Source organism: Duganella sp. Leaf126 (assembly GCF_001423125.1).
Taxonomy (GTDB): domain Bacteria; phylum Pseudomonadota; class Gammaproteobacteria; order Burkholderiales; family Burkholderiaceae_D; genus Rugamonas.
The window spans coordinates 1-22,024 of the sequence record NZ_LMNW01000006.1; the positions used below are offsets into that span (position 1 = coordinate 1).

Consider the following 22,024-nt stretch of genomic DNA (forward strand, 5'->3'; position numbering starts at 1 on the left):
TCATGGCTCGATGCAATGTCGACCGTCTTGAGATTCAGGTCGTGGCCGGCGGCCAGGCCGGTGGTGCCGTTGACGCCGGCGTTGGCGATCACGGCGGCAGTCAGGTTGATGTCGCGGCCGGCCTGGGCCAGCAGGACATTGCCTTCGCCGGTGCCGGTCACATACATGCCCGCCACCTTGTTCACCACGGTGCTGGTGTCGGTCACCATGTTGCCGTCCTTGCGGGTGGTGCTGGCGCTGCTGACGGTGGACGTGACCAGGTTGAGGTCGCGCCCGGCGCTGGCGGTCAGCTGCTGTTCCGCGWTCACACTGCTGGCGTGGTTGTTGATGTCGTTGCCGGCCATCAGTGCGACCTTTCCACCTTGCAACARGCTTGCCGTGTCCTCGGCGCGGACAGGCAGGCCGGCGGCATTGGTGCCGACGCCGGCCAGGCCGGTCGCCAGGTTCAGGTCGCGGCCGGCGGACAGGACGGTCGCGCCGTTTCCGGTCGCGCCGCTGACCGTGGCGCCGGTCAGGCTGATGTCGCGGCCGGACGAGAGCGCGGTCGTGCCGCCGGYCGCGGTGTTGCTGACCACCGCGCCGGCGATGTTGATGTCGCGYCCGGCCGAGAKCGTCATAGCGCCRGCGCCGTCGGCGCCRCCGCTGAKGTACARGCCGGCGACGCGGCCGACGGTTGCCTCYGGACGCCACGGCGTCTCGGCGCCGGTGGCCAGGGTGGCGGTGGTGACATTGATGTCGCGGCCGGCGCTGGCCTGCAGGGCGCTGTTGGCTGAAATGGCGCCGCTGATGTTGTTGAGGTCGTTGCGCGCGGCAATCGCCACGGCGTTGCCATCGATGCGGCCGGCCAGGTTGTTGACATTGTCGGCGGTGAGCAGGACCACGTCGCGGCCGGCAATGGTGCCGCTGTTGGTCAGGTCGCCCGTGACGTTGATRTTGACATCCTTGCCGGCGAGCAGCGCGCCGCTGCCATCGATGTCGTCGGCGCGCAGACGCACGTACAGCTGCGGCACCAGCGCTTTCTGGATGCTGCCGTCGGCCATCGTGACATCGCGCTCGACCAGCCACACGATGTCGCTGGTCAGCGCGGCCATCTGTTCGGCGCTGAGCGCCACGCCGGGGCGCAAGCCCCACTGCTGGGCATAGCTGACGCCGGCGTCCATCAGGCCGCGGTATTGTTCCTCGTCGCTCGTATAGTCGCCCGTGTAGCGGTGGCCGGTGAGTTCGGCCACCTGTTCGCGCACCAGTTGCTGCTCGTAGAAGCCGTCACCGAGCCGCTTTTGCGTGACATTGGGATCGAGCTGGACTTTCGAGGTCATGTAATMGGAGCCGGTCCACTCGCGGTAGTTGGCATAGCGGGGATCCGTCTCCACGAGATAGCTCGCTTCCACGGTCGGCCGGACCTGGAACAGGCTGGCATTGGGCAGCGCCAGCTGCCTGGTGGCGGTACGCACCACCTCGGCCTTGCCGCTGGGACTCGACAGCGCCACCTGCACGATGCCCGGTGCGCGCGGCGGGCTGGCAAGCGCGCTGGCGCCTGCCTGGGCCGCGTTACCGCGCACGGTCGCAATGGTGACACCGTCCGGCGACACTGGCGCGCCGCCGGCCACCGCGCCGGGATGCGCGCCAGCGTCGGCCTGGGCCGCAGTGCCTGCCTCGGCCTTGGTCCCGCCATTCTTGAGCACGCTTGCAACGGCGCCCAGTACGTCGCCAAGGCCATGCTTGGTGCCGGCCGGGAGCCGGTCGCTGCCAGCCGCGCCTGCCGCSAGCTGGGCCGCATCGTCGAGCGCCGGCGCGTTGCCGCGCTGGTTGAGGGCGACCTTGCTGCCGGTGGCCAGCCCGGCCGGCAAGGGATTGCCCGCCGTATCAACACCCGCTCGCACCGGCCCGCCGCTTGCCGCGCCGGCACCTGCACCAACGCTGACCGCGCCGCCTGCCGCCGGACCGGCTCCCGCCACCAGACGGCCCGGATCGTTCATGCTGATACCGCCCGTACCGGCGTTCGGCGGTACCTGTGCGCCGGCTGCCGGCATGCCGACAACGACACCTGCTGCGACGCCGGCCGTGACGCCGGCGACGGCGCTGCTGCTGCCGGTCTGCGCAATCTGTCCGGCGCGGTCGGTGCCGCTGACAGCCGCTGCGGTGCTGACAGCCTTGACGTTGATGCTCGANGGCGACGGCGCTGCTGCTGCCGGTCTGCGCAATCTGTCCGGCGCGGTCGGTGCCGCTGACAGCCGCTGCGGTGCTGACAGCCTTGACGTTGATGCTCGATGCTGCTGTCGCGCCGAGCGCTCCCGCATTGCTGGCAACGCCAGCGCCCTGCGCGGCGGCTGCGCCCGCACCAGTAACGGCGGTGCCGCTGGCGACGGAACCATTGATGGCGCCAGGGCCGCTGGCAGCACCGACGCTGCCGGCCGCCTGCCCCTGGCTCGCACTGACACCTGCGACCGGACCGGCGTTATTGCCCACTGTATTGAGCCAGACGTTGACGTTGGTGGCGGTGGCGGCGGTGGTGGAGCCGGCAGCACCCACGCCGCTGCGCACACTGGTCTGATAGACGGGAACGAATCCTCCCCCAACGGTACTGCTGCCACCGACAATTTCCGTTCGGTTGATCTCCTCAGTCTCTGGACTGCCGATGGTCCCATTCAGATAGTCGGTATAGACGCTTCGGTAGGAATCCCATTTACCTACTTCCGTGATCTGGACACCGGCAGCAGCAGAGTCGTTGACCAGTTCCTGGCTACGAATATTCAGCGTCTTTCCAGCGGTGATCTGGCTGTTATGGTTGGCGACGCGGTAGGCATCAATGGTCAAATCGCCCCCGGCGCTGATGATCGCGGGGTCAGATGACGTCACGACGCTGCCGCTCGTCGTCCGGACGAAGGAGTAGAAATCGAAATCGTAGAATTTTTGACCGCCGACCGTGACGCTGAGCAGCCCGACTTTCGGCGCGGGGTTCATCTCTACTTCGCTAGGATCATATTTTTTTCCGCCTATTTCGTAGTAGCCGATGTACTGCCTTGTCCCCGCCGAGTATTCAGCTTTGAAATTCTTATTGACCAACGACACCTCCCCCGCCCTGAGCGCCAGGTTGCCCAGCGCCTGAATCGTCGCGCTGGCGTTAGTGACGCTGGTGGCGGCGCCGGTGGCGTGGCCGGTGCTGTCGAGGGCGCCGCCGATGACCATGTCGCCGGCGCTGAAGATCAGGGCGTGGTCGCTGTTGTTGAGCGTGGTGGCGCCGATGTCGAGCGCGCCGCGCGAGGCGATGGTGGCGGCAACGCCGCCCTCCACCGCATTGTTGAGGGTGCCGGCGCCGATGGCCAGCGTGTCGCCATAGAGGCGGCCGGTACCGACGTTGTTGAGCGTGCCCGCCGTGACCTGGGTGAAGATGCCGTCGATCACGCCGCGATTGTTCAAGGTGCCGGTCACGTTGATGCGGGTGGCGCCGGCATTGATGTCGCTGCTGGCGTTATTGTCGAGGCTGGCTGCGCCCACGGTCAGTACCCCACCAGCCTGCAGCTTGCCGTCGTTGACGAACGCACCGCCGAAGAGCAGGCTGGCGTTGCGGTTGGCGATCACCTGGCTGCCCGCTTCCAGTGCGTAATTGCCGCTCAGGTCCAGGCCGAGGTCGCCCTTCGACATCACGCTGCCGACGCCGGACAGTCCGGCCGCCTTCAGCGTCGTCGAGACGCCGCCAATGATGGTGCCGCCCGCGTTGGCGATCGTCAGCGCACGCGCGACGCTGTCGTCCCGTATCGCCAGCGCGTTGTTGCCGCTGATCAGGCCGGCGCTGTTGTCGAGCCGGCCACCGCTGTTGATCGCCAGGTTGTTGTCGGCGCGCAGGCCGCCCTCGCGGTTGTCGATGACGCCGGCCGACAGGTTCAGGTCGCGCCCTTCGATGCCGAGGCCGGCAACATTGGTGCCGCTGTTGACGATGGTTGCCGCGCCCAGCGTGGCGGTGGCGCCGCTGCGGATCAGTCCCGCGCTGTTGTCGATGGTGGCGCCGCCCGCTTGCAGGCCGAGATTGTCCACGGCCTGGATCTGCCCGCCCTGGTTGGCCAGGCCACCGATGGCCAGCGCGATGCCGCTGCCGGAAACGATGCTGCCGCCCAGGTTATTGATATAGCCGCTGACGCCATCGATGGCACCTGCCGCGCCCAGGCGGCCACCCGCATTGTTCCAGCTGCCGACGGCCAGCGTCAGCGTGCCGCCGCTGCTGATGCCGCCGCTGGCGCCGCCGTGGCTGTTGCCGTAGGCCGATGCATTGCCGTTGTCGAGCGTGTTGCCACGGGTGTCGATCGACACTGTACTACCGCCCTGCATCAGACCGCCCTGGTTGGCCAGGGCGCCCGTATGCAGCGCCAGCGCCTGGGCGGCGGCAATGGTGCCGAGCTGGTTGTCCAGCGTTTGTCCGCCGGTGTCGACCGTGATGTTGCGACCGACGATGGCGCCGGCGGCAGCGTAGCCGCTGGCCACGCCGTTGCCGAGGCTGCCCGTCTGCAGCACCACGTCGCCGCCGGCCTGGAGCTGGCCGCTGGCGTTGCGCAACTGCCCGGCAATCACGCCGAGCTGGCCGTTGACGCTGGCCAGCCGTCCGCCGGCATTCTCGACCAGCGCAGCGCCCACATCGAGCTGGCCGTTGGCGGCGATCAGGCCGCCGGTGTTGTCGAGCGACTGGTCGGCCTGGATGCCCAGGCTGCCGCCGGCCGTGAGGTTGCCGCCACGGTTGACGATGGTGCCCGCACGGACCGTGGCACTGCCGCCGGCCGCTACGGTACCGCCGTCGCTGTTGTCGAGCACGGCGCCTGCGCTGAGATCCAGTGCAGCGCCACCGGCTACCTGCACCACGCCGCCCTGGTTGCGGATGTTGGCGGCGCCGACCGTGGTGTTGCCATTGCTGGCCAACAGTCCGCTACGGTTGTCGAGCTCCTGCGCGATACGGATCGCGCCCTGCCCTGCGCCCAGCTGCACCAGTTCGCCCTGGCGGTTGTCGAGACTGGCAGCGTCGATGGTGACGCGTCCGGCCTGGGTGCTGGCGTTGCGGTGGTCGATGCTGCCGGCCGTGATGTGCAGGCTGCCGTTGGCCGTGATCTGGCCGGACTGGTCGTTCAACACGCCGGCATCGAGCGCCAGCTGACCGGCACCCGCGTGGGTGATCACACCTGCCGTATTGTTGACGGTGGCGGCGCCCAGGGTCAGGTTGCTGCTGTTGACGATGATCCTGCCTTCGGTGTTGTCCAAGACGCCGTTCTGCGCCCCCATGACGAGCGCCGTGTCGCCGCTGCCGCTCTGGGCGATGCTGCCCTTGCGGTTGTCGAGATTGCCAACCTGCACCTGCAACTGGCCCGCAGCCACGTTACCGAGGCGATTATCCCAGGCCTGGCCGGCGTTGTTCTCGGCGCGCACCGTCAGTGCACCGGGCGTGATCACGCTGGCGCCCCCGGTGATCACGTTGCCGGCGGTGGCCGTCAGCGCCACGCTGGATGCGCTGGTGACGCTGTTCGACAGGTCCACGCTGCCCGCCGTGAAGGTCGCGCCGCCGGCCGCCAGGTTCTGGCCGGCGGCGTGCAAGACCTGGCCGGCAGTCACCCGCAGGTCGCCGCCCGTGGCCAGCCTGCCGTCGGCGCGCATGCCTGCCGCCAGCAGGCTGCCGGCCGTGCTGTCGATGCTGCCCGCCGCCAGCGTGGTGTCGCCGAGCGCGGCGATCACGCCGCTGTTGCGCAGCATGCCCGCTACCGTCATGTTCTGGATGGCGCCGTACATGGTGCCGCCGTTGCCGACATTGGTCGCGACCGTGCTGAGCGTCCCACCGGCAGCGATGGTGCCGCCCGAGTTGCCGAGCTCGCCCGCTTGCAAGGCGACGTCGCCATTGCCTTCGATGCGGCCGCCGCCATTGTCCAACGTGCCGCTGGCCGAGAGCACCGCCGTGCCGGTCCCCAGTTGCAGCAGTTCGCCGCCGCGGTTGTCGAGCGTGCCGGTGGTCAGCGTCAGCTGGCGCGCCTCGGTGCTGGCGTTGCGGTGGTCGAAGTACGCAGTACGCAGGTCCAGCGCGCCGTTGCCGGTGAGCTGGCCGCGCTGGCCGTAGACGTTGCCGGCCACGATGGTCATGGTACCGGCACCGGCATGCTCGATCTTGCCGTCGGCGTTGACCAGCGTGCCGGCCGTGAGCTGCAGATTGCGGGCATTGACCGCGATGCGACCGCTTGTATTGTCGAGCACACCGCTTGCGGCCAGCACGATGGCCGCGTCGCCTGCGCCGGTCTGGACAATGACGCCGCCCGCATTGGTCAGATTGGACAAGCGCAGGTCGAGCTGGCCCGCGCTGAGCTGGCCGCCCAGGTTGGTCAGCACCTGACCGGCGCTGCCGTTGGCCGTGATGGCCAGCATGCCGCTGGCGCCGACGATGGCGGCGCCCGTGTCGACATTGCCGCTGGTCGCGGTCAAGCCGATCGCCGCCGCGCTGGTGCGGCTGCGCGCCAGGTCCAGCGCCGCGCCGGCCAGGTCGATCCGTCCGGCCGCCAGGTTTTGTCCGTTCGCCTGCAGCGTGCCGGCCGTGGTCACCGTCAGGTTGCCAGCGGGGGCCAGCGCGCCATCGGCCCGCAGCCCTGCGGCCAGCAGGCCGGCACCGGTCAGATCATGGGCGGTGACGGTGGTGTCGCCGAGCGCGGCAATCGAGCCCTCGTTGCTCAGGGCGCCGCCCACGGTCAGCAACTGGTGGCGACCCGCGTACAGCAGGCCGCTGTTGTGCATGTCGGCCTGCACAGTGGTGGTCAGATCGGTGCCGGCCGTGAGCTCGCCGTTCAGATTGGCCAGGCTGCCGGCGCCCACCTGCAAGCTGTCGGCAGCTGCGATCAGGCCCTGCTGGTTGTCGAGGCCGTGGGTGACCGCCAGCACCGCATCGGTGGCGGACTGCAGCGTGCCGGCCCGGTTGGACAAGGTGTCCGCATTGACGCGCAACTGGCGCGCCGACGTCGTGGCGCCGTTGTGGTCGAGGGCGCCGGCCGTGATATCGACCAAACCGTTGCCGGTGATCGCGCCGGCAGCGCCGTCGAGGACCGCGGTCGCAATGGTCAGGCTGCCGCTGCCCGCGTGCTCGATCTTGCCGCTGCGGTTGATCAGGTGGCTCGCGTCGAACCGCGCATTGCTGCTGTTGAGCGCGATCTTGCCGGACGTGTTGTCCAGCAGGCCCGTGGTAAAAATCGTGTCGGCGGCGCCCGTTTGCACGATGGCGCCAGCCGTGTTGTCCAGGTTGGCTGCCGTGACTGCCAGCTGGCCGCCCTGCAGCACGCCTGCGCTGTTGCGCAGATCGCCCTGGCTGGTGATGGTCAGCGCTCCCGGCGTGACGACCGTGGCGCGCGTGGTCAGCACATCGCCTGCGGTGGCAGTGAGCGCCACGCCGGCGGCGCTGGTCTGGCTGGCGCCGAGATCGATGCTGGCGCCGGTCAGCACGGCCTGGCCGGCGGCCAGGTTCTGGCCGTGGGCGGCCAGCAGGCCGCCGGTGGTGATCGCCAGCGCGCCGCTGCCCGCCAGGCTGCCATCGGCCCTGACCCCGGCACCGATCAGGCTGGCCGCGCTGCTGTCGAGCGCGTCGGCCGTGAGCGTGGTGTTACCGAGCGCGGCCAGCACGCCGGTGTTGGTCACCGTGCCGCGCGCTGCCAGGACCTGGTTGCCCAGCGCATACAGGCTGCCGCTGCTGGTGACATTGGCAGCCGTGGTGGTCAGGTGCCGTCCTGCGTAGATGCCGCCGGCGGTGTTGTCGAGGTTGCCGATGGTCAGGACCGCATCGCCGCCGGTTGCCTGCAACTGCCCGCCCGTGTTATAGACGTTGCCGCCGGTCAGCGCCAGGCCGGTGCCGGCGACCAGCTTGCCGCCACGGTTATCGAGCCGATTAAAGGCCAGGCTGGCGCTGCGGGCGGCGTCGAGATGGCCGTCCACGTTGCGCAGCATGTCGGCCTGGACAACGGCGTCGCCGTTGCCCGCCAGCGTACCGCCGGTATTGTCGAGCGCGCCGCTGACGGACAGGGTCAGGATGCCGTCGCCCGCGTGGGCGATGGTGCCCTGGGCATTGGTCAGCGTGGCCGCCTGCAGGCCGAAGTTGGCGCTGTTGACGGTGATCTTGCCGGCCGTGTTGTCGAGCGTGCCCGTGTCGATGCGGGTGTCGCCGACGCCCGCCTGCGTGATCGCGCCTCCGGTATTGACCAGGTTGGCCACTTGCAGTTGCAACTGGCCGGCCGCCAACTGGCCGCCCGTGTTGACCAGCCGCTGGGCAGTGAGGGCATTGGCAGTGATGCTGAGCAGCCCGGCAGCCGAGACCTGCGCCTTGCTGGTATCGACGTCGCCGCTGCGGGCGAGCATCGTCACCTGACCGGCGCCCACCTGGCCCCCGGCCACATCGACGCCAGCGCCGCTCAGCGCCACGGCGCCGGCAGCAAGGGTCTGGCCGCCCGCTTGCAGCGTGCCGGCCGTGGTGACGACGAGGTCGCCGCTACGGCCGGCACCGGCGCCCACGCTGCCGTCGGCGCCGATGCCGGCGCCAAGCAAGCCGTTACCGGTCAGTGCAGCGGCGGTGATGGTGGTGTGGCGGCCGGCCACGATGGAGCCGGTGTTGGTCAGCAGACCAGCGGCCGCGATCCGGGTGTCGCTGCCCGCGTACAGCAGCCCGTTCGTATTGTCGAGCGCGCCGGTGGTGCTCATGTCCAGCATGGCAGCCGACGTGATGCGGCTGCCGGTAACGACCTGCAACTCCTTGGCCCAGACGCCGCCATTGACCTGCACCGCGCGTGCCAGAATTGCCGTGTAGTCGGTCAGTGCGGTATCGAGCCCGCGGCCGTTGATGGACACCACACCGCGCTGCACCTTGTAGCCATCGAGGCTGCCGCCGTTGATGACCGGCGTGCCGGTGGTCAGCACGACCCGGCTGGCGTTGATGAAGCCGCCACCGTCGACCGCCATCCCGGCCGGGTTGGCGATCACCACTTCGGCGCGCTGGCCGGCCACCTCCACGTAACCGCGCAACTGGCTCGGATTGGACGAATTGACTTCATTCAGGATCACCCGCGCGCTGCCATTGGCCAGCCATGGGTTGCCCTGCACCCAGCCCCCGGTCTGGGTCTGCACCGCACCGCGGCTGTTGTTGAGGATGGCGCCGCCGGCCTGCACGTCGAACTGGCTGTAGGTATTGCGCGACACGCCGGCAGCGCTTGGCGTCTGGATGTTGACCTGGGTCGTGCCGTTGCCGCTCTGGACGATGGTCGGACGCTGGCCGCCCGGCGCGCCGGGATCGGCAACGATCTGCCCAAACGCCGGGCCATTGACGAACAACACCATACCCAGCAGGCTGAACACCGCCAGCGCCAGCGGCTGCACCACGGCTGTTATCGCTGTTATCGCCGCCCCCGCCGCACCCACTGCGCCTGCCGTGCCGCCCGTTCCCGCAGCCTGCTTGCCCTGCGCTGCAGCGTGCTCGCCCACGACCATCAGCTGGCCACGGCGTTGATTGAAAATGACGCGATACAAATGCTTGTTCATCGGGGATCCTGGAGACGACGATGGCGGTAGAAACAACCGCAGAGGGTAGGTTTAATAGCTGGCATTCAGGCTGAAGCCTGCGGTCTGGCTGGCGGTGCGAAACTGTTGCGGCTTGCCCGCCGGCCAGCCGACGAAACCGTCGTACTGGACACCGAACCACTGGCCGCGCAGACCGACAGCGGCGCCGGCCAGGCGCGTGCCGACCAGGAAGGCAGTCGAAGGACCGCCCACTTCACCGTGGTCGTACGCCACATACAGTTCCTGGCCGCTGGCGCCCAGCGCCATGCCGACATCATTGCGCAGCAGCCAGCCGCGTTCTGCCGACAGGCTGCTCTCGCCGTCGAAACCGCGCACGGTGTAGCGTCCGCCGATGGCAAAGCGGTCCTGCGGAATCAGCGGCGTGCGGTCGCGCTGCAGGCGCCAGGCGCCGGTGTAGCGCCACGCCTGGTCGGCCAGCTTGAACGGCGCCGACAGCGTGGCGTCGGCCAGCACCAGCGCCGCGCGCGACGTGCCGTCACCGAACGCCTCTTCGGGCGCCGCCATGGCGCCGCGCGCGCCGGTGCCGCGCCGGTACTGGGCATTGACGTCGAGCGTGGCGTCGCCGAGAAACTCGCGGTGTCCCACGCCCAGCTCCCAGCCTGCCATGCGGCGGCGCTGGACTTGCACCTCGGTGTCGTCGATATAGTTTTGCGAAGCGCGCTGCCACAGCCGCAACCCCAGCGTCGTCTTGCGCGACGCATCGCGGTACACCAGGCGCGAGAGCTTGATTTCGCGATTCTGGCTGGCGCCGCTGTAGCGGTAGTCCTGGTTGATGCCGGCAACGGTCTGGTGATAATCGGTGTCGCTGGCGGTGACGGCCAGCAGCCAGTAGCCGTAAGGGACCGAGTAATGGGCCACCGTGCCACGGTTGCCACGGTGGCCACGGTGGCCACGATGGCCTGCGGCGTTGTTAGCTGCGTTGGTAGCCGCGCTGTCCGCCGAGTTGTCAGCCGCGCTGTCCGCACCGGCGCCGGGCAGCTCGCGGTTGCCATCGAGGTTGCGGTTGACGCTGACGTACAGCAGGTCGTTGAGCGTGAACGCGTGATCGTAAGACAGCGTCAGGTTGCCCTGGATGCGGCCGGTGGCGCGCGAGCCGCTGTAATCGATACCGAGCGCCACGCGCAAGGGCCGGCCCTGTTTCCACTGGATCTGCAGGTCGCTCTCGCCCGGTTGGGCATTGCTGCCGGCGGCCGGCACGATCTGGATGTCCGCCTCCGCCGTCGGCACCCGCTTGAAGTTTTCAAGCGCCTGTTCCGTGTCGCGGATATTGAGCAGCTCACCGGGCCGCGACGCACCGCGTTGCGCCAGGTGGCGCGCGCGGACGTCCCCGGCGCAAAACCGATCTGCCGGATGCGACCCGGCAGGATCGACAGCGCGAGCGTGCCGCGGCTCAGGTCCTGCGGTTCGGCCAGCACGCGGGTGGTGGCGTAGCCGCGCGCGATGATGGCGTTTTGCAGCCGGCCCATCACGATATTGATGCCGGTCGTGCCCAGGCAGCGACCGAGCGGTGCATCGGCCTGCCCCAGGTCGTCCCGATCGGCCGCCGGCCGCGCCCACGCGAACGCTTCGGCACCCGGGCCGCCGAGCAGCAGCTGATCGATGGTGAAGCACGGCGACTCGTGCTGCGGCAAGCGGTTTGCCGCCGTGGGCGCAGCATCGGCCTGCAGCCGCACGTCGGACGCCGCTTCCTGCTGCTGGCGCAGCACCCGCTCGCGTTCCTGCTGGCGGATCAGTTCCAGGCCGGCGTCGTCGCGCAGGCTGCCGGAATTGACGGGGGGTGTCGGGGAATTACCGGGATAGGTCTGGGCTGATACGCCCGCGCTGACCAAGCTGAACATCAGAAGCAACCCGCGACGCGGGACTGAATACGGACGCATACACTGCCTGAAAAGTTACATAATTTGGAACAGTTTAAGACAAAAATTTCTATACGGCAATCTTAATGCGGAGAATGTTAAATTTGTGGATTTAAAGCAACTGCGCGCATTCTGTTGGCGGGCGGGGTAAAACAGCGCCAATTTCACCGTCATCTCCATCAATTCTTCATCATTCCCACAAAGTTTCTGAACCCTTGAATGGGAAACTGGCGGCATTCCGACCACTGGGCCGCTGCCATGTCCGCTCGACTTCCTGTTGTTCTGTGCACCCTGCTCCTTGCCGGCTGTTCGTTCACTCCCCCCTATCACCGCCCGGCCATGCCCGTGCTGCCAGCCACGCTCGGTGGCGCCGGCGTGCCGGCAGCAGCGGCCAGCTCGGTGCCGGCCGTCGCGTTGCAGCCGGCCGAAGCGCGGCTGCTGGCCGACTTTGCGCCGCAAGACAGTCCCGCTCGCCTTGCCACGCTGACCATGCTGGTCGGCCAGGCGCTGGCCCACAACGCCCAGTACCAGGTGGCCATGCGCGGGGTGGCCGAAGCACGCGCGCTGGCGCGCATGGCCGGCGCGGCCCGCCTGCCCGTCGTGGCGCTGCAGGCGCAAGCCAGGCGCACCAGTTTCGACAATCCCGACCTGGAGGCCACCGAACGCGAACACTACGTCGCCGCCGGCCTGGCGCTCGACGGCGATCTCGACATCTTCGGCAGGCTGCGCGCGATGGCGCAAGCGGCCCGGGAGCGCTACGCCGGCTCGGAACAGGGCCTGGCCGCCGTGCGCGCCGGGCTGATCGCCGAAACGCTGCGCGCCTACAGCCTGGTCGTGTCCAGCCGCGAAGCCCTGCGTGTGCTGGAGGCGCATGACACGGACCAGCGCCGGCTCGACGCCTACACGGCGCGCCAGTTCGACGTGGGCCTGATCTCGCGCGACCAGCGCGATGCCGTGCGCGCCGCCACGCTCGGCCATCATGCCGCCACCGTCGCGGCGGCAAGCCGGTACGCGACCGCGCAGCGCGCACTCGCCATCCTTACCGGCTACGCGCCCGCTTCCATGGTCGATGGCAGCGACGGCGTGGCGGCGCTGGCGGCCAGCCCGCTGCCGCTGGCCGCGCTGCGCGACCTCGATGCACGCATCCTGCTCGATCGTCCCGACATCCGCCAGGCCGAGGCCGAGCTCAGGGCACGCCATGCCGACATCGGCGCGGCGCGGGCCGCGTTCTTCCCGTCGATCCACCTCACCACCGGCGTGGGATCGGTGAGCGACGCGCTCGGGGGCCTGTTCAAACCGGGCAGCCGCGCCTGGACCTTCAATCCGGCGATCAGCCTGCCGATCTTCGATGGCGGCAGAAACCAGGCGCAGCTCGACGCCGCCGAACTGCGCAAGGATGCCGGCGTGGCCAGCTACGCCCAGGCCATCGAGGCGGCGTTCCAGGAAGTGGCCGGTGCGCTCGACCAGCAGCGCGCACTGGAAGCCGAGGCAGCAGCGCGGAGCGAGCGCCGCACCTTGCTGACGCGCCGCGCCGACGCCACCGCGCAGCGGGTGGCGCAAGGCCTGCAGGATGCCACCGAGCTGCTGGCCGAACGGCTGCGCACCGAAGACGCTGCGCTGGCCCACATCGACGCGGCGCGCGACCTGGCGCTGAACCGGGTTCGTTTGCTGCATGCCTTCTATGGCACGGCGTTTTCTCTCCATCCCTCCCTCCACCAGGAATGACCACACCATGCTCAACCACCTCCGCCCATTGTTTTTGCCCGCCGCCCTGTTCGCGACGGCACCCGCCGCGCACGGCGCCGAACTGACCGTCAACTACCTGCTGGGCGACAAGCTCGAAGCCGCCATCGGCGCCGGCATGCGGGTCGCGCCGCGCTACCTGGGATCGCGCGACACTAGCGTGACGCTGGTGCCCGTGGTGTACGCCCAGCGCGGCGTGTTCTTCATCGACAGCAGCCGCGGCGCCGGCCTGCAACTGCTGACGGACGGCGGCTTTTACGTGTCGCAGTCGGTCCATTACGACCAGGGGCGCGGCGTCAAATCGAGCCTGCTGCGCCCCGGCGGGCGCGACCTGGCCGGCATGGGCGAGGTGCCGGGATCGGCCACCTGGCACACGCTGATCGCCCAGCAGCTCACCCCCGCGCTGTCGATCAGCGCCGAAGCCGACGTCACGCTCAAGTCGCGCGTGGACCGGCACAACCTGCGCGTGGGCGCGGAGTGGAACGTGATCGACGCCGGCGCCGAGCGCGTGGCGCTGGGCGCCAATATCCACGCCGGCAACGGCCGCTACAACCAGGCCTATTTCGGTGTGACCGATGCGCAGGCGGCCAACAGCCGTTTCGCCACCTACCGCGCTGCGGGCGGCCTGTATGCGGTATCGGTCAGCGCCCAGTGGGAACACAGGCTGGCCGAGCACTGGTACAGCTCGGTGCAACTGACTGCCATGCCGTTCGCCGCGCGCGCCGGCGACAGCCCGCTCGTGGCGCGCAAAAACCCCGTCGATCTGATGACGACCATCCGCTATGCGTACTGACAGCTGAGGAGGCACATGCGATGACCCGAACTTCCCTTCCCCTGCTGCTCAAGGTGGCGCTGCTGGCGGCGCTCAGCACACAGCTCGCGGCCTGCAACCGCCGCCCGGCTCGGCCCGAAGCGCCACTGCGCATGGTCAAGCTGGTGACAGCCTCCGCCGCCGCTGGCGGCGACTACCGCTTCGTGGCGCTGGTACGGCAGGCGCAGCGCGCCGACCTGTCTTTCGAGAGCGGCGGCCGGCTGGCCGGCGTGATGGTCGATGTGGGCGACACCGTCCGCCGCGGCCAGGTGCTGGCCGCACTCGACCCGGAGCCGGCCCACCTGCAGGTGCTGCAGGCGCAGGCCCAGGTCAGGTCGGCCGCCGGCCAGCTGCAGGAGCGGCGCGACCAGCTGCGCCAGCAGCAGGCCATGTATGCCGACGGCGCCGCCGCCAAACTCACGCTCGATGCAGCGCAGCTGGCCGTGACGATGGCCGACGCCGCCCACGGCGCGGCCTGCGCCGCGCTGCAGCTGGCGGAACGGGCGCAGCGCCAGGGCGTGCTGCGCGCGCCGTACGCCGGGCGCATCAGGACGCGCCTGGCCGAACCGGGCGCGCTGGCCGCTGCCGGCCAGACCGTGCTGCAGATCGAAGGCGACGGCCCGCCGCAGGTGGTGGCCGACCTGCCTGCCGCGCTGCTGCCTGCCTCGCTCAAACCGGGCGCTGTGCTCACCGCGCGCAGCGCGGACCAGCCCGACGCCAGCCCGCCGGTCAGGCTGGCCTTGCGCAGCCTGGCCAGCCATCTCGACGCCGGCGGCACGGTGCAAGCCATCTTCGACCTGCAACCGGGACCGCAAGCCGGCCAGGCGCCGCTGCGCAGCGGCGCTGCGCTGTCGCTTGCCATCGACGCCGGTGCGCCGCCCATGACAAGCGTGCCGTTGACGGCAGTAGCGCTGGGCGCCAAGGCCGGCGCGGGCCACGTGTTCGTCTTCCACCGCAACGGCAACGTGCTCGAACGCCGGCCGGTGGTGCTGGGCCGCCAGTACGGCGAGCGCATCGAGATCCGCCAGGGCCTGCGGCCGGGTGAGGAAGTGGCCGGCGCCGGCACCGCGTTCCTGACCGACCACCAGCGCGTGGCGCCGTACCAGTCCGCGTCCACGCTCAACGCCGGGGAGCAGCCATGAACATCACCCGCGCTGCCCTCTCCCATAGCCGGCTGACGATCGTTGTGGCCCTGCTGCTGCTCATCGTCGGTATCGTGACCTTTCTCGATTTCCCGTCACAGGAGGAACCTTCGGTCACGGTGCGCGAGGCAACCGTGGCCGTGTCGTTTCCGGGCATGCCGGCCACCCAGGTGGCCGAGCTGCTGGTCAAACCGCTCGAGGAGCAGTTGCGCGAGATCGCCGGCATCAAGCGCATCGTCTCCAGCGCCCGCACCGGTAACGCCATCATCCAGCTCACCGCCTACGACAACGTGCGCGACCTGCCCGCGCTGTGGCTGCGCGTGCGCGCCAAGGCGGCCGATGCCGGCGGCGCCCTGCCGCAAGGCACGGTCGGCCCCGTCGTCGATGACGACTTTGGCCGGGTGGCTGCCGCGTCGATCGCCATCACGGCGCCGGGCTTCGGCATGAGCGAGATGCGCGGCCCGCTGCGCGCCATGCGCGCCCAGCTCTACACGGTCGATGGCGTGGAGCGCGTGAGCATGCATGGCCTGCAGGAGGACCGCGTGTACCTCTCCTTCAACCGCGCCCGCTTGGCTGAAGCGGGCGTGGCGCCGGCGGCCGTCATCGCGCAGCTGCAAACGCAAAACATCGTGGCGCCGGGCGGCTTGACGGCGGTAGCCGGCATGTCCATGTCGCTGGACACGACCGGCATGCTGACCAGCGTGGACTCGCTGCGCCAGGCGCCGATCCGCGTCAAGGGCGGCACGGGCGCGCGTACCGTGCACCTGGGCGATCTGGCGGACGTGCGGCTGATGCCCGCCGATCCGCCCGACAGCGCCGCCATTTACCAGGGCCAGCCGGCCGTCGTGATGGCGGTGTCGATGGCCGCCGGACGCAATATGGAAGCTTTCGGCAAGGCCCTGCGCGTGGGACTGGACCGGGCCAGGGAACAGCTGCCGGTGGGCTTCCAGCTGCACATCGTGACGTTCCAGCCTGACGTGGTGGCGCGCGAAATGGGCAAGATGCACCACGTCATGGGCGAGACCATCGTGATCGTGATGGCGGTGGTGATGCTGTTCCTGGGCTGGCGCACGGGCCTGATCGTGGGTGCCATCGTGCCGCTGACGATACTGGCGGCGCTGATCGCCATGCGCGCCCTGCATGTGGAACTGCAGACCGTGTCGATCGCCGCCATCATCCTGGCGCTCGGGCTGCTGGTCGATAATGGCATCGTGATCGCGGAAGACATCGAGCGGCGCCTGGCAGCAGGCGAAGAGCGCGCTCACGCCTGCCAGGAGGCCGGCCGCACGCTGGCGATCCCGCTCCTGACCTCGTCGCTGGCCATCATCCTGGCGTTCTCGCCGTTCTTCTTCGGCCAGACCGCCACCAACGAGTACCTGCAATCGCTGGCCATCGTGCTGGCCGTCACCCTGCTCGGCTCCTGGCTGCTCAGCATCACGGTCACGCCGCTGCTGTGCCTGCACTTTGCCAGGGTGACGCCGCAGCACGCGGGCGCGGCGCACCACGATAGCCGCTTCTACCGCGCCTACCGCCGCGCGATCACCACGCTGCTCGACCACAAGCTGCTGTTCATCGCCGCCATGTCGCTGGCGCTGGCCGGCGCGGTGACGGTGCTGCTGTCGATCCCTTATGACTTTCTACCGCGCTCGGACCGGCTGCAGTTCCAGATACCGGTGACCCTGCAGCCGGGCGTGGATACGCGCGTGACCCTGCAGCGGGTGCGCACCCTGAGCACCTGGCTCGGCGACCGGTCAGCCAACCCGGAAATCGTCGACAGCATCGGCTACGTCGCCGACGGCGGCCCGCGCATCGTGCTCGGTCTCGCACCGGCGCTGCCGGCGCCCAACATCGGCTACTTCACGGTCAGCGTGAAGCCCGGCACGGACGTCGATGCCGTGATCGACCGCGTGCGCCGTCACACGCTGGCCAGCATGCCCGACGTCCGCGCCGAACCGAAGCGCTTTTCGCTCGGATCGACCGAGTCGGGCCTGGTGGCGTACCGCGTGTCGGGACCGGACCAGGCCGTGCTGCAGCAGGTCGCCGCGGGCATCGCGCAGCGCCTGCGCAACTTGCCGGGCACGGTGGACGTGCACGACGACTGGGAGGCGCGCGCACCGCGCTACGTGGTCGAGGTGGACCAGGTCAAGGCGGGCCGCGCCGGCGTCTCCAGCACCGACATCGCCAGGGCGCTGCAGCTGCGCTACGGCGGCGCCACCGTCACCGGCATCCACGACGATGGCGTGACGGTGCCGGTGGTGCTGCGCGGTGACGCCGGCGAACAAGGCGCGCCCGAAGAAACCATGATCTACCCCGCCGACGGTGCACCGGTGACGCTCGGTGCGGTAGCGCGCGTCGCTACTGCCAGCGAACCCTCGGTCATCGTGCGGCGCGACCTGACGCCGGCCGTCACCGTCACCGGCCGCAATCCCGGCATGACGGCCAGCGAGATCGCCGCCACGCTGGCCGACGACATCGCCGGCATCCGGCTGCCCCCCGGCTACAAGATCAGGCTGGGCGGGGAGCTCGAGGATTCGGCCGAAGTCAATCAGGCATTGCTGGGCCTCATGCCGCACGCGCTGTGCGCGATCCTGCTGCTGTTCGTATGGCAGTTCAATTCGCTGCGCAAGGTGGTGATCGTGGCCTCGAGCGTGCCGTTCGTGCTGATCGGCGCGGCCGCCGCGCTGCTGGTCACCGGCTATCCGTTCGGCTTCATGGCGACCTTCGGCCTGCTGGCGCTGGCCGGCATCATCGTCAACAACGCGGTGCTGCTGCTCGAACGGATCGATGCCGAACTGGCGACCGGCAGCGCCCGGCGCGAGGCGGTGGTGGCCGCCGCCATCACGCGCCTGCGCCCGATCCTGATGACCAAGCTGACCTGCATCGTGGGCCTGGTGCCGCTGATGCTGTTCGCCGGTCCCCTGTGGACCGGCATGGCGCTCACCATGATCGGCGGGCTGGCGCTGGGCACGCTGGTCACGCTGGGACTGATACCGGTGGCGTACGAGCTGCTGTTCTCGCTGCGCACGGGGCGCAACACGGCGTGAGGTGCGGCCGCACGCAGGCTGCGTCAGTGACTTACCGCTGAATCAGCGCTATACCGGCGCTGAATCAGCGCTGAACCGGTGCGCCGAGCCAGCGCGACGCCGCCCGGGCAAACTGCGCCGGATCGGGTACGCCATCGCTGGCGCACGCGACCACCCCGTCGGGACGCACCAGCAGTGCTGTCAATCCCAGGCAGTCCTGGGCGCCGGTGGCCACATACACCAGGCGACCGGACCAGCTTTGCGCCAGGCCACGTAACGCCGCGCTGGCGGAAAAATCGAGCAGCACGGCGTTGCCGGGTTGCAGGCAGGCGCTGAGGGCGCTGCCGCCGTCGAGCACGAAATCGGGCGCGCTGCGCCCGACCAGCGGGTGACCGTCGCCCAGGTCGTAGCGCAGCATGGCGCCCCACGCGCGCTCGGCGAAGAAAGTGGCGCCGTCGCGCGTGGCCATCAGGTCGCGCGTGATTGCCGCCATCGCCGTAGCGCCCGGCGTGGGCCGCATCAGCGCCACCTGGGCGCGCGACCATGCCAGGACCTGCGCGCCCACCGGGTGGCGCTCGGCGGTGTAACTGTCGAGCAGCGCGGCAGGCGCGGTGCCGCGCACGGTGGCGGCAAGTTTCCAGCCCAGGTTCATGGCGTCGCCGAGTCCCAGGTTCAGGCCCTGACCGCCCAGCGGCGAATGGATGTGCGCCGCGTCGCCGGCCAGCAGCACGCGGCCCTGCCGGTAAGTGCTCGCCTGGCAGGCGCGATCGGTCCAGGTGGCGCTGCGGTGCAGCGCGGTGAGGGTGACGTCGGTACCGGACACGCGGCGCAAGGTCGCCTCGACGTGCTCGCGCGTGATGGCGGCGCTACGATGAAAAGCACCGCCGTCGAAATCGGCGATCGACACGAAGCCGGGCGGCTGGAAGCTGTACATGCCGGTGGGCGTGGCATGGCGCCCGGCTGCAAGCTGGCGCTCGGCCGGGTCGCCCAGCGTCACGTCGGCCGAGTAGCCGGTCAATGCGGGTTCGGTCCCGGCAAACGCGAAATCGCACAGCTTGCGCACGGTGCTGCGCCCGCCGTCGCACCCGACCAGCCAGCGGCCGCTGAAAACCTGCCCGCCGGCGTATACGCGCACGGTGTCGTCTCCCGGCGCCACGGTGTGGACGCCGCAGCCCCGTTCGATGGTAACCCCGAGCGCCAGCGCCCGCGCGGTCAGGGCGGCTTCGAGGCGCGCCATCGTCACGCTGGCAGGGCTGGTGAATGCGCCGGGCAGCCGGTAACTCCAGCGCGCGGTATCGACATCGTCGAGAAAGAACTGGATGCCGGCGAAGTGTCCGCCGGGTCGGCGTGACGATGCACCGCCGACTTGGGCGCACATATCGGGGGCGACGGCGTCCAGCAGTGCGCGCCGCTGCAGCGCTTCCAGGCTCGGAACCGACAGGCCGCGCAGCCCGAACGGCAACTGCTTCAGAAAAGACGCCGGGTGTTCGGCCTGCTCGAGCAGCAGCACCGACAGGCCGGCAAGACCGAGTTCGCAGGCGAGAAACAGGCCGACCGGGCCGGCGCCGGCAATGATGACGTCGTACAGAGGATGGGAAGGATGACGGATATGCATGAGGGCTCCTGTAAGGTCGATGGTCGACCGGAGCGTTTCTCGCAGCGGGCATACCACGGACGAATCACGCGACACGCCACGGGGCGCGCCGATGTTCGTCGTGGGGATCCGGTGCGAGACCAAAGACCAGAGCTTTCGTTACCGAAAGGACTTGGGCTAACCAGACCAAGTCTGCCTTTTCCGACAGCAGCGATACTAGTGCAGCTGGAATTGATTTGCAAGCGCACCCGCTGCGCTGCCGGCGTGGTGCAGCACGGGCGACGGCGACAGCGCTAGCGCGGCAGCCTGAGGACGACTTCGAGCCCGCCACCGCGGCGGTTGGCGCAAGTTAGCGTGCCGCCGTGGGTTTCGCAGATGGCAGCGGCGATGGCCAGTCCGAGCCCGCTGCCGCCGAGGTGGCGCGAACGCGAGTCCTCGGCGCGCCAGAACCGGTCCACTGCGCGCGCCAGATGCTCCTGGTCCATGCCGGGACCACGGTCGGCCACCACGATGCACACCATGGCGCCATCGGCGTAGGCTGCCACGTCGAGCGCCTTGCCGTCACCGGCGTAGCGCAGCACGTTGTCGATCAGGATGGACACGGTCTGGCCGACGCGGTCGCGGTCCGCCCGCAGTAACAGCGCCGGATCGCAGCGGGTGGTGACCTCCATTGCTGCCGCCGCGATGGACAGCGTGGCCCATTCGAGCCGCTCGAGCAGCAGCTCGCGCACGCCGAAGCGGTCGATCTCGAGGCCCAGCTGGCCGGCGCGCGCCAGCGACATCAGGTGCAGGTCGCCGACCAGGCGGTTGATCTGCTCGAGCTGGGCGTGCACCTTGCGCAGCTGTTCGGGGTCGAGCGGGAACACATCGTCGAGGATCGCCTGCAGCCGGCCCATGGCCGCATTGAGCGGCGTGCGCAGCTCGTGCGCCAGCATGGCGCTCGACTCTTTCAGTTCGCGCTCGTACTGGGCCAGGCGACGGCCCATGTCGTTGAAATTATCGATCAGTTCCACCAGCTCCTGCGGCGCGCGCGGCGCCGGCGCCAGCCGGATCGAAAAGTCGCCGTCGCGCACCTTGCGCACACCAGCGCCCAGCACCGTGAACTGGCGCGAGATCGAGCGCGACACCAGCAACCCGCTGATGACGAGGAACGGCGTGACGATCACCACCATCGCCACCAGCATCCACCAGTCGTCGTTCGGCAGCGTGGGCAGATACAGCGCGATATTGTAATGCTCGCGCAGCAGGCTCCAGATCTGGTCGGCGTTTTTCTGCGGCTCGCGGATCAGCACTTCCAGCTGCGCGCTCACGTCCGCCGGCACCTGGCGCAGATACCGTTGCTCCTTGGCGTTCAGGTACCACCACATGGTGAGCGCGATGGCGATCACCGCGACGATCGCCAGCATGCTCATGCGCAGGCCCATCCAGACCCACAGCGGCACACCCTGGCGCCGCCACCGCGCGAACATGGCGCGCATGGTGGGCATGGTTGGCCCGGTCACTGGAACCGGTAGCCGATCGAACGCACGGTCAGCAGCACGTTGTCGAGGCCATGGGCGCCCAGTTTGCGGCGCAGGTTGGAGATATGGGTATCGACCACCCGTTCGAGGGCGTCGCTGTCGGGCAGGCAGGCGGCCAGCAGTTCGCTGCGGGTAAACGCCTTGAACGGTGCGCGCAGCATCAGCGCCAGCAGCTGGAATTCGGTGGGCGTGAGATCGAGCGCATGTTCGCGCGCTGCCGGGTCCACGATCACCGCCCTGACCGACGCCGTATCGACCGTCAGCGGACCGTGGCGCAGCACGCTGCCGGCATCGACGCGCGGCTGCCAGCGCCGCAGCACGGCGTGGGTGCGCGCCACCACCTCCTTCGGGCTGTAGGGTTTTACTACATAATCGTCGGCGCCGTAGCGCAGCGCGCCGAGCTTTTCCGGCTCGTCGCCGATGGCCGACACCATGATCACGGGCGTATCGCCGCAGCGGCGGATATGGGACAGCACGTCGGTACCCGACAGGCGCGGCAACATCAGGTCCAGCAGCACCAGGTCGGGCTGCCAGCGCGCGTATAAATCCACGGCCTGCACGCCGTCGCGGGCGATCTCCACCTGAAAATCATCGCGCCGCAGGTAGGCTTCGAGAATACTGGCGCTGTCGGCGTCGTCTTCCACGATCAGGATGCGTTTGCCGCTTGGGAGTGTATTCATTGGTGCAGGGTGTAGTGGTGGCAGGAGCTGTCGCTCGGATTATAGGGGAAATGGCGGCCCGTGCCCTCGCCATCGAAGCGCACGGCAT

The 22,024-nt window shown here is 69.3% G+C and carries 7 protein-coding genes and 3 pseudogenes; 4 read left to right on the forward strand and 6 right to left on the reverse strand.

Annotation, left to right across the window (positions count from 1 at the left end; all coding sequences use genetic code 11):
* From ASF61_RS23580 to ASF61_RS24550, 3 pseudogenes are all read right to left on the reverse strand, one after another.
* Positions 1-2,168: pseudogene (locus ASF61_RS23580) on the reverse strand (S-layer family protein); the annotation flags it as partial.
* A 1-nt stretch (position 2,169) separates the two neighbouring features.
* Positions 2,170-9,528: pseudogene (locus tag ASF61_RS24545) on the reverse strand (filamentous hemagglutinin N-terminal domain-containing protein); the annotation flags it as partial.
* Between the two features lie 51 nt (positions 9,529-9,579).
* Positions 9,580-11,444: pseudogene (locus tag ASF61_RS24550) on the reverse strand (ShlB/FhaC/HecB family hemolysin secretion/activation protein).
* A 318-nt stretch (positions 11,445-11,762) separates the two neighbouring features.
* Between ASF61_RS24550 and ASF61_RS06735 the strand changes: the two are divergent.
* From ASF61_RS06735 to ASF61_RS06750, 4 genes are read left to right on the forward strand one after another with little or no spacing between them, the layout of a single operon-like run.
* A complete protein-coding gene (locus ASF61_RS06735) occupies positions 11,763-13,148 on the forward strand; it encodes a TolC family protein (protein ID WP_056152944.1) in 1,386 nt (461 codons plus the stop codon).
* Positions 13,149-13,155: 7 nt separating this feature from the next.
* The gene (locus ASF61_RS06740; RefSeq protein ID WP_162241975.1) at positions 13,156-13,959 is read left to right on the forward strand and encodes a MipA/OmpV family protein; all 804 of its coding nucleotides are present in this window, start codon (positions 13,156-13,158) and stop codon (positions 13,957-13,959) included.
* 20 nt (positions 13,960-13,979) lie between these two features.
* Positions 13,980-15,119: an efflux RND transporter periplasmic adaptor subunit gene (locus ASF61_RS06745; RefSeq protein ID WP_056152950.1), complete on the forward strand. Its 1,140-nt coding sequence runs from the start codon at positions 13,980-13,982 to the stop codon at positions 15,117-15,119.
* A complete protein-coding gene (locus tag ASF61_RS06750) occupies positions 15,116-18,163 on the forward strand; it encodes an efflux RND transporter permease subunit (protein WP_056152954.1) in 3,048 nt (1,015 codons plus the stop codon). Before ASF61_RS06745 ends, ASF61_RS06750 begins: the two co-directional genes overlap by 4 nt.
* Before the next feature lie 64 nt (positions 18,164-18,227).
* Here ASF61_RS06750 and ASF61_RS06755 read toward each other — a convergent pair whose 3' ends face one another.
* The 3 genes from ASF61_RS06755 to ASF61_RS06765 all read right to left on the reverse strand — a co-directional run bounded on the left by ASF61_RS06755 (position 18,228) and on the right by ASF61_RS06765 (position 21,936).
* The gene (locus ASF61_RS06755; RefSeq protein WP_056152957.1) at positions 18,228-19,757 is read right to left on the reverse strand and encodes an FAD-dependent monooxygenase; all 1,530 of its coding nucleotides are present in this window, start codon (positions 19,755-19,757) and stop codon (positions 18,228-18,230) included.
* A gap of 272 nt (positions 19,758-20,029) precedes the next feature.
* Complete coding sequence (locus ASF61_RS06760; RefSeq protein ID WP_200919817.1) at positions 20,030-21,223, reverse strand: cell wall metabolism sensor histidine kinase WalK; 1,194 nt, start codon at positions 21,221-21,223, stop codon at positions 20,030-20,032.
* 11 nt (positions 21,224-21,234) lie between these two features.
* Positions 21,235-21,936 carry a response regulator gene (locus ASF61_RS06765; protein ID WP_056152960.1) on the reverse strand — a complete coding sequence of 234 codons (702 nt, stop codon included), beginning with the start codon at positions 21,934-21,936 and terminating at the stop codon, positions 21,235-21,237.
* Between the last annotated feature and the right edge of the window lie 88 nt (positions 21,937-22,024).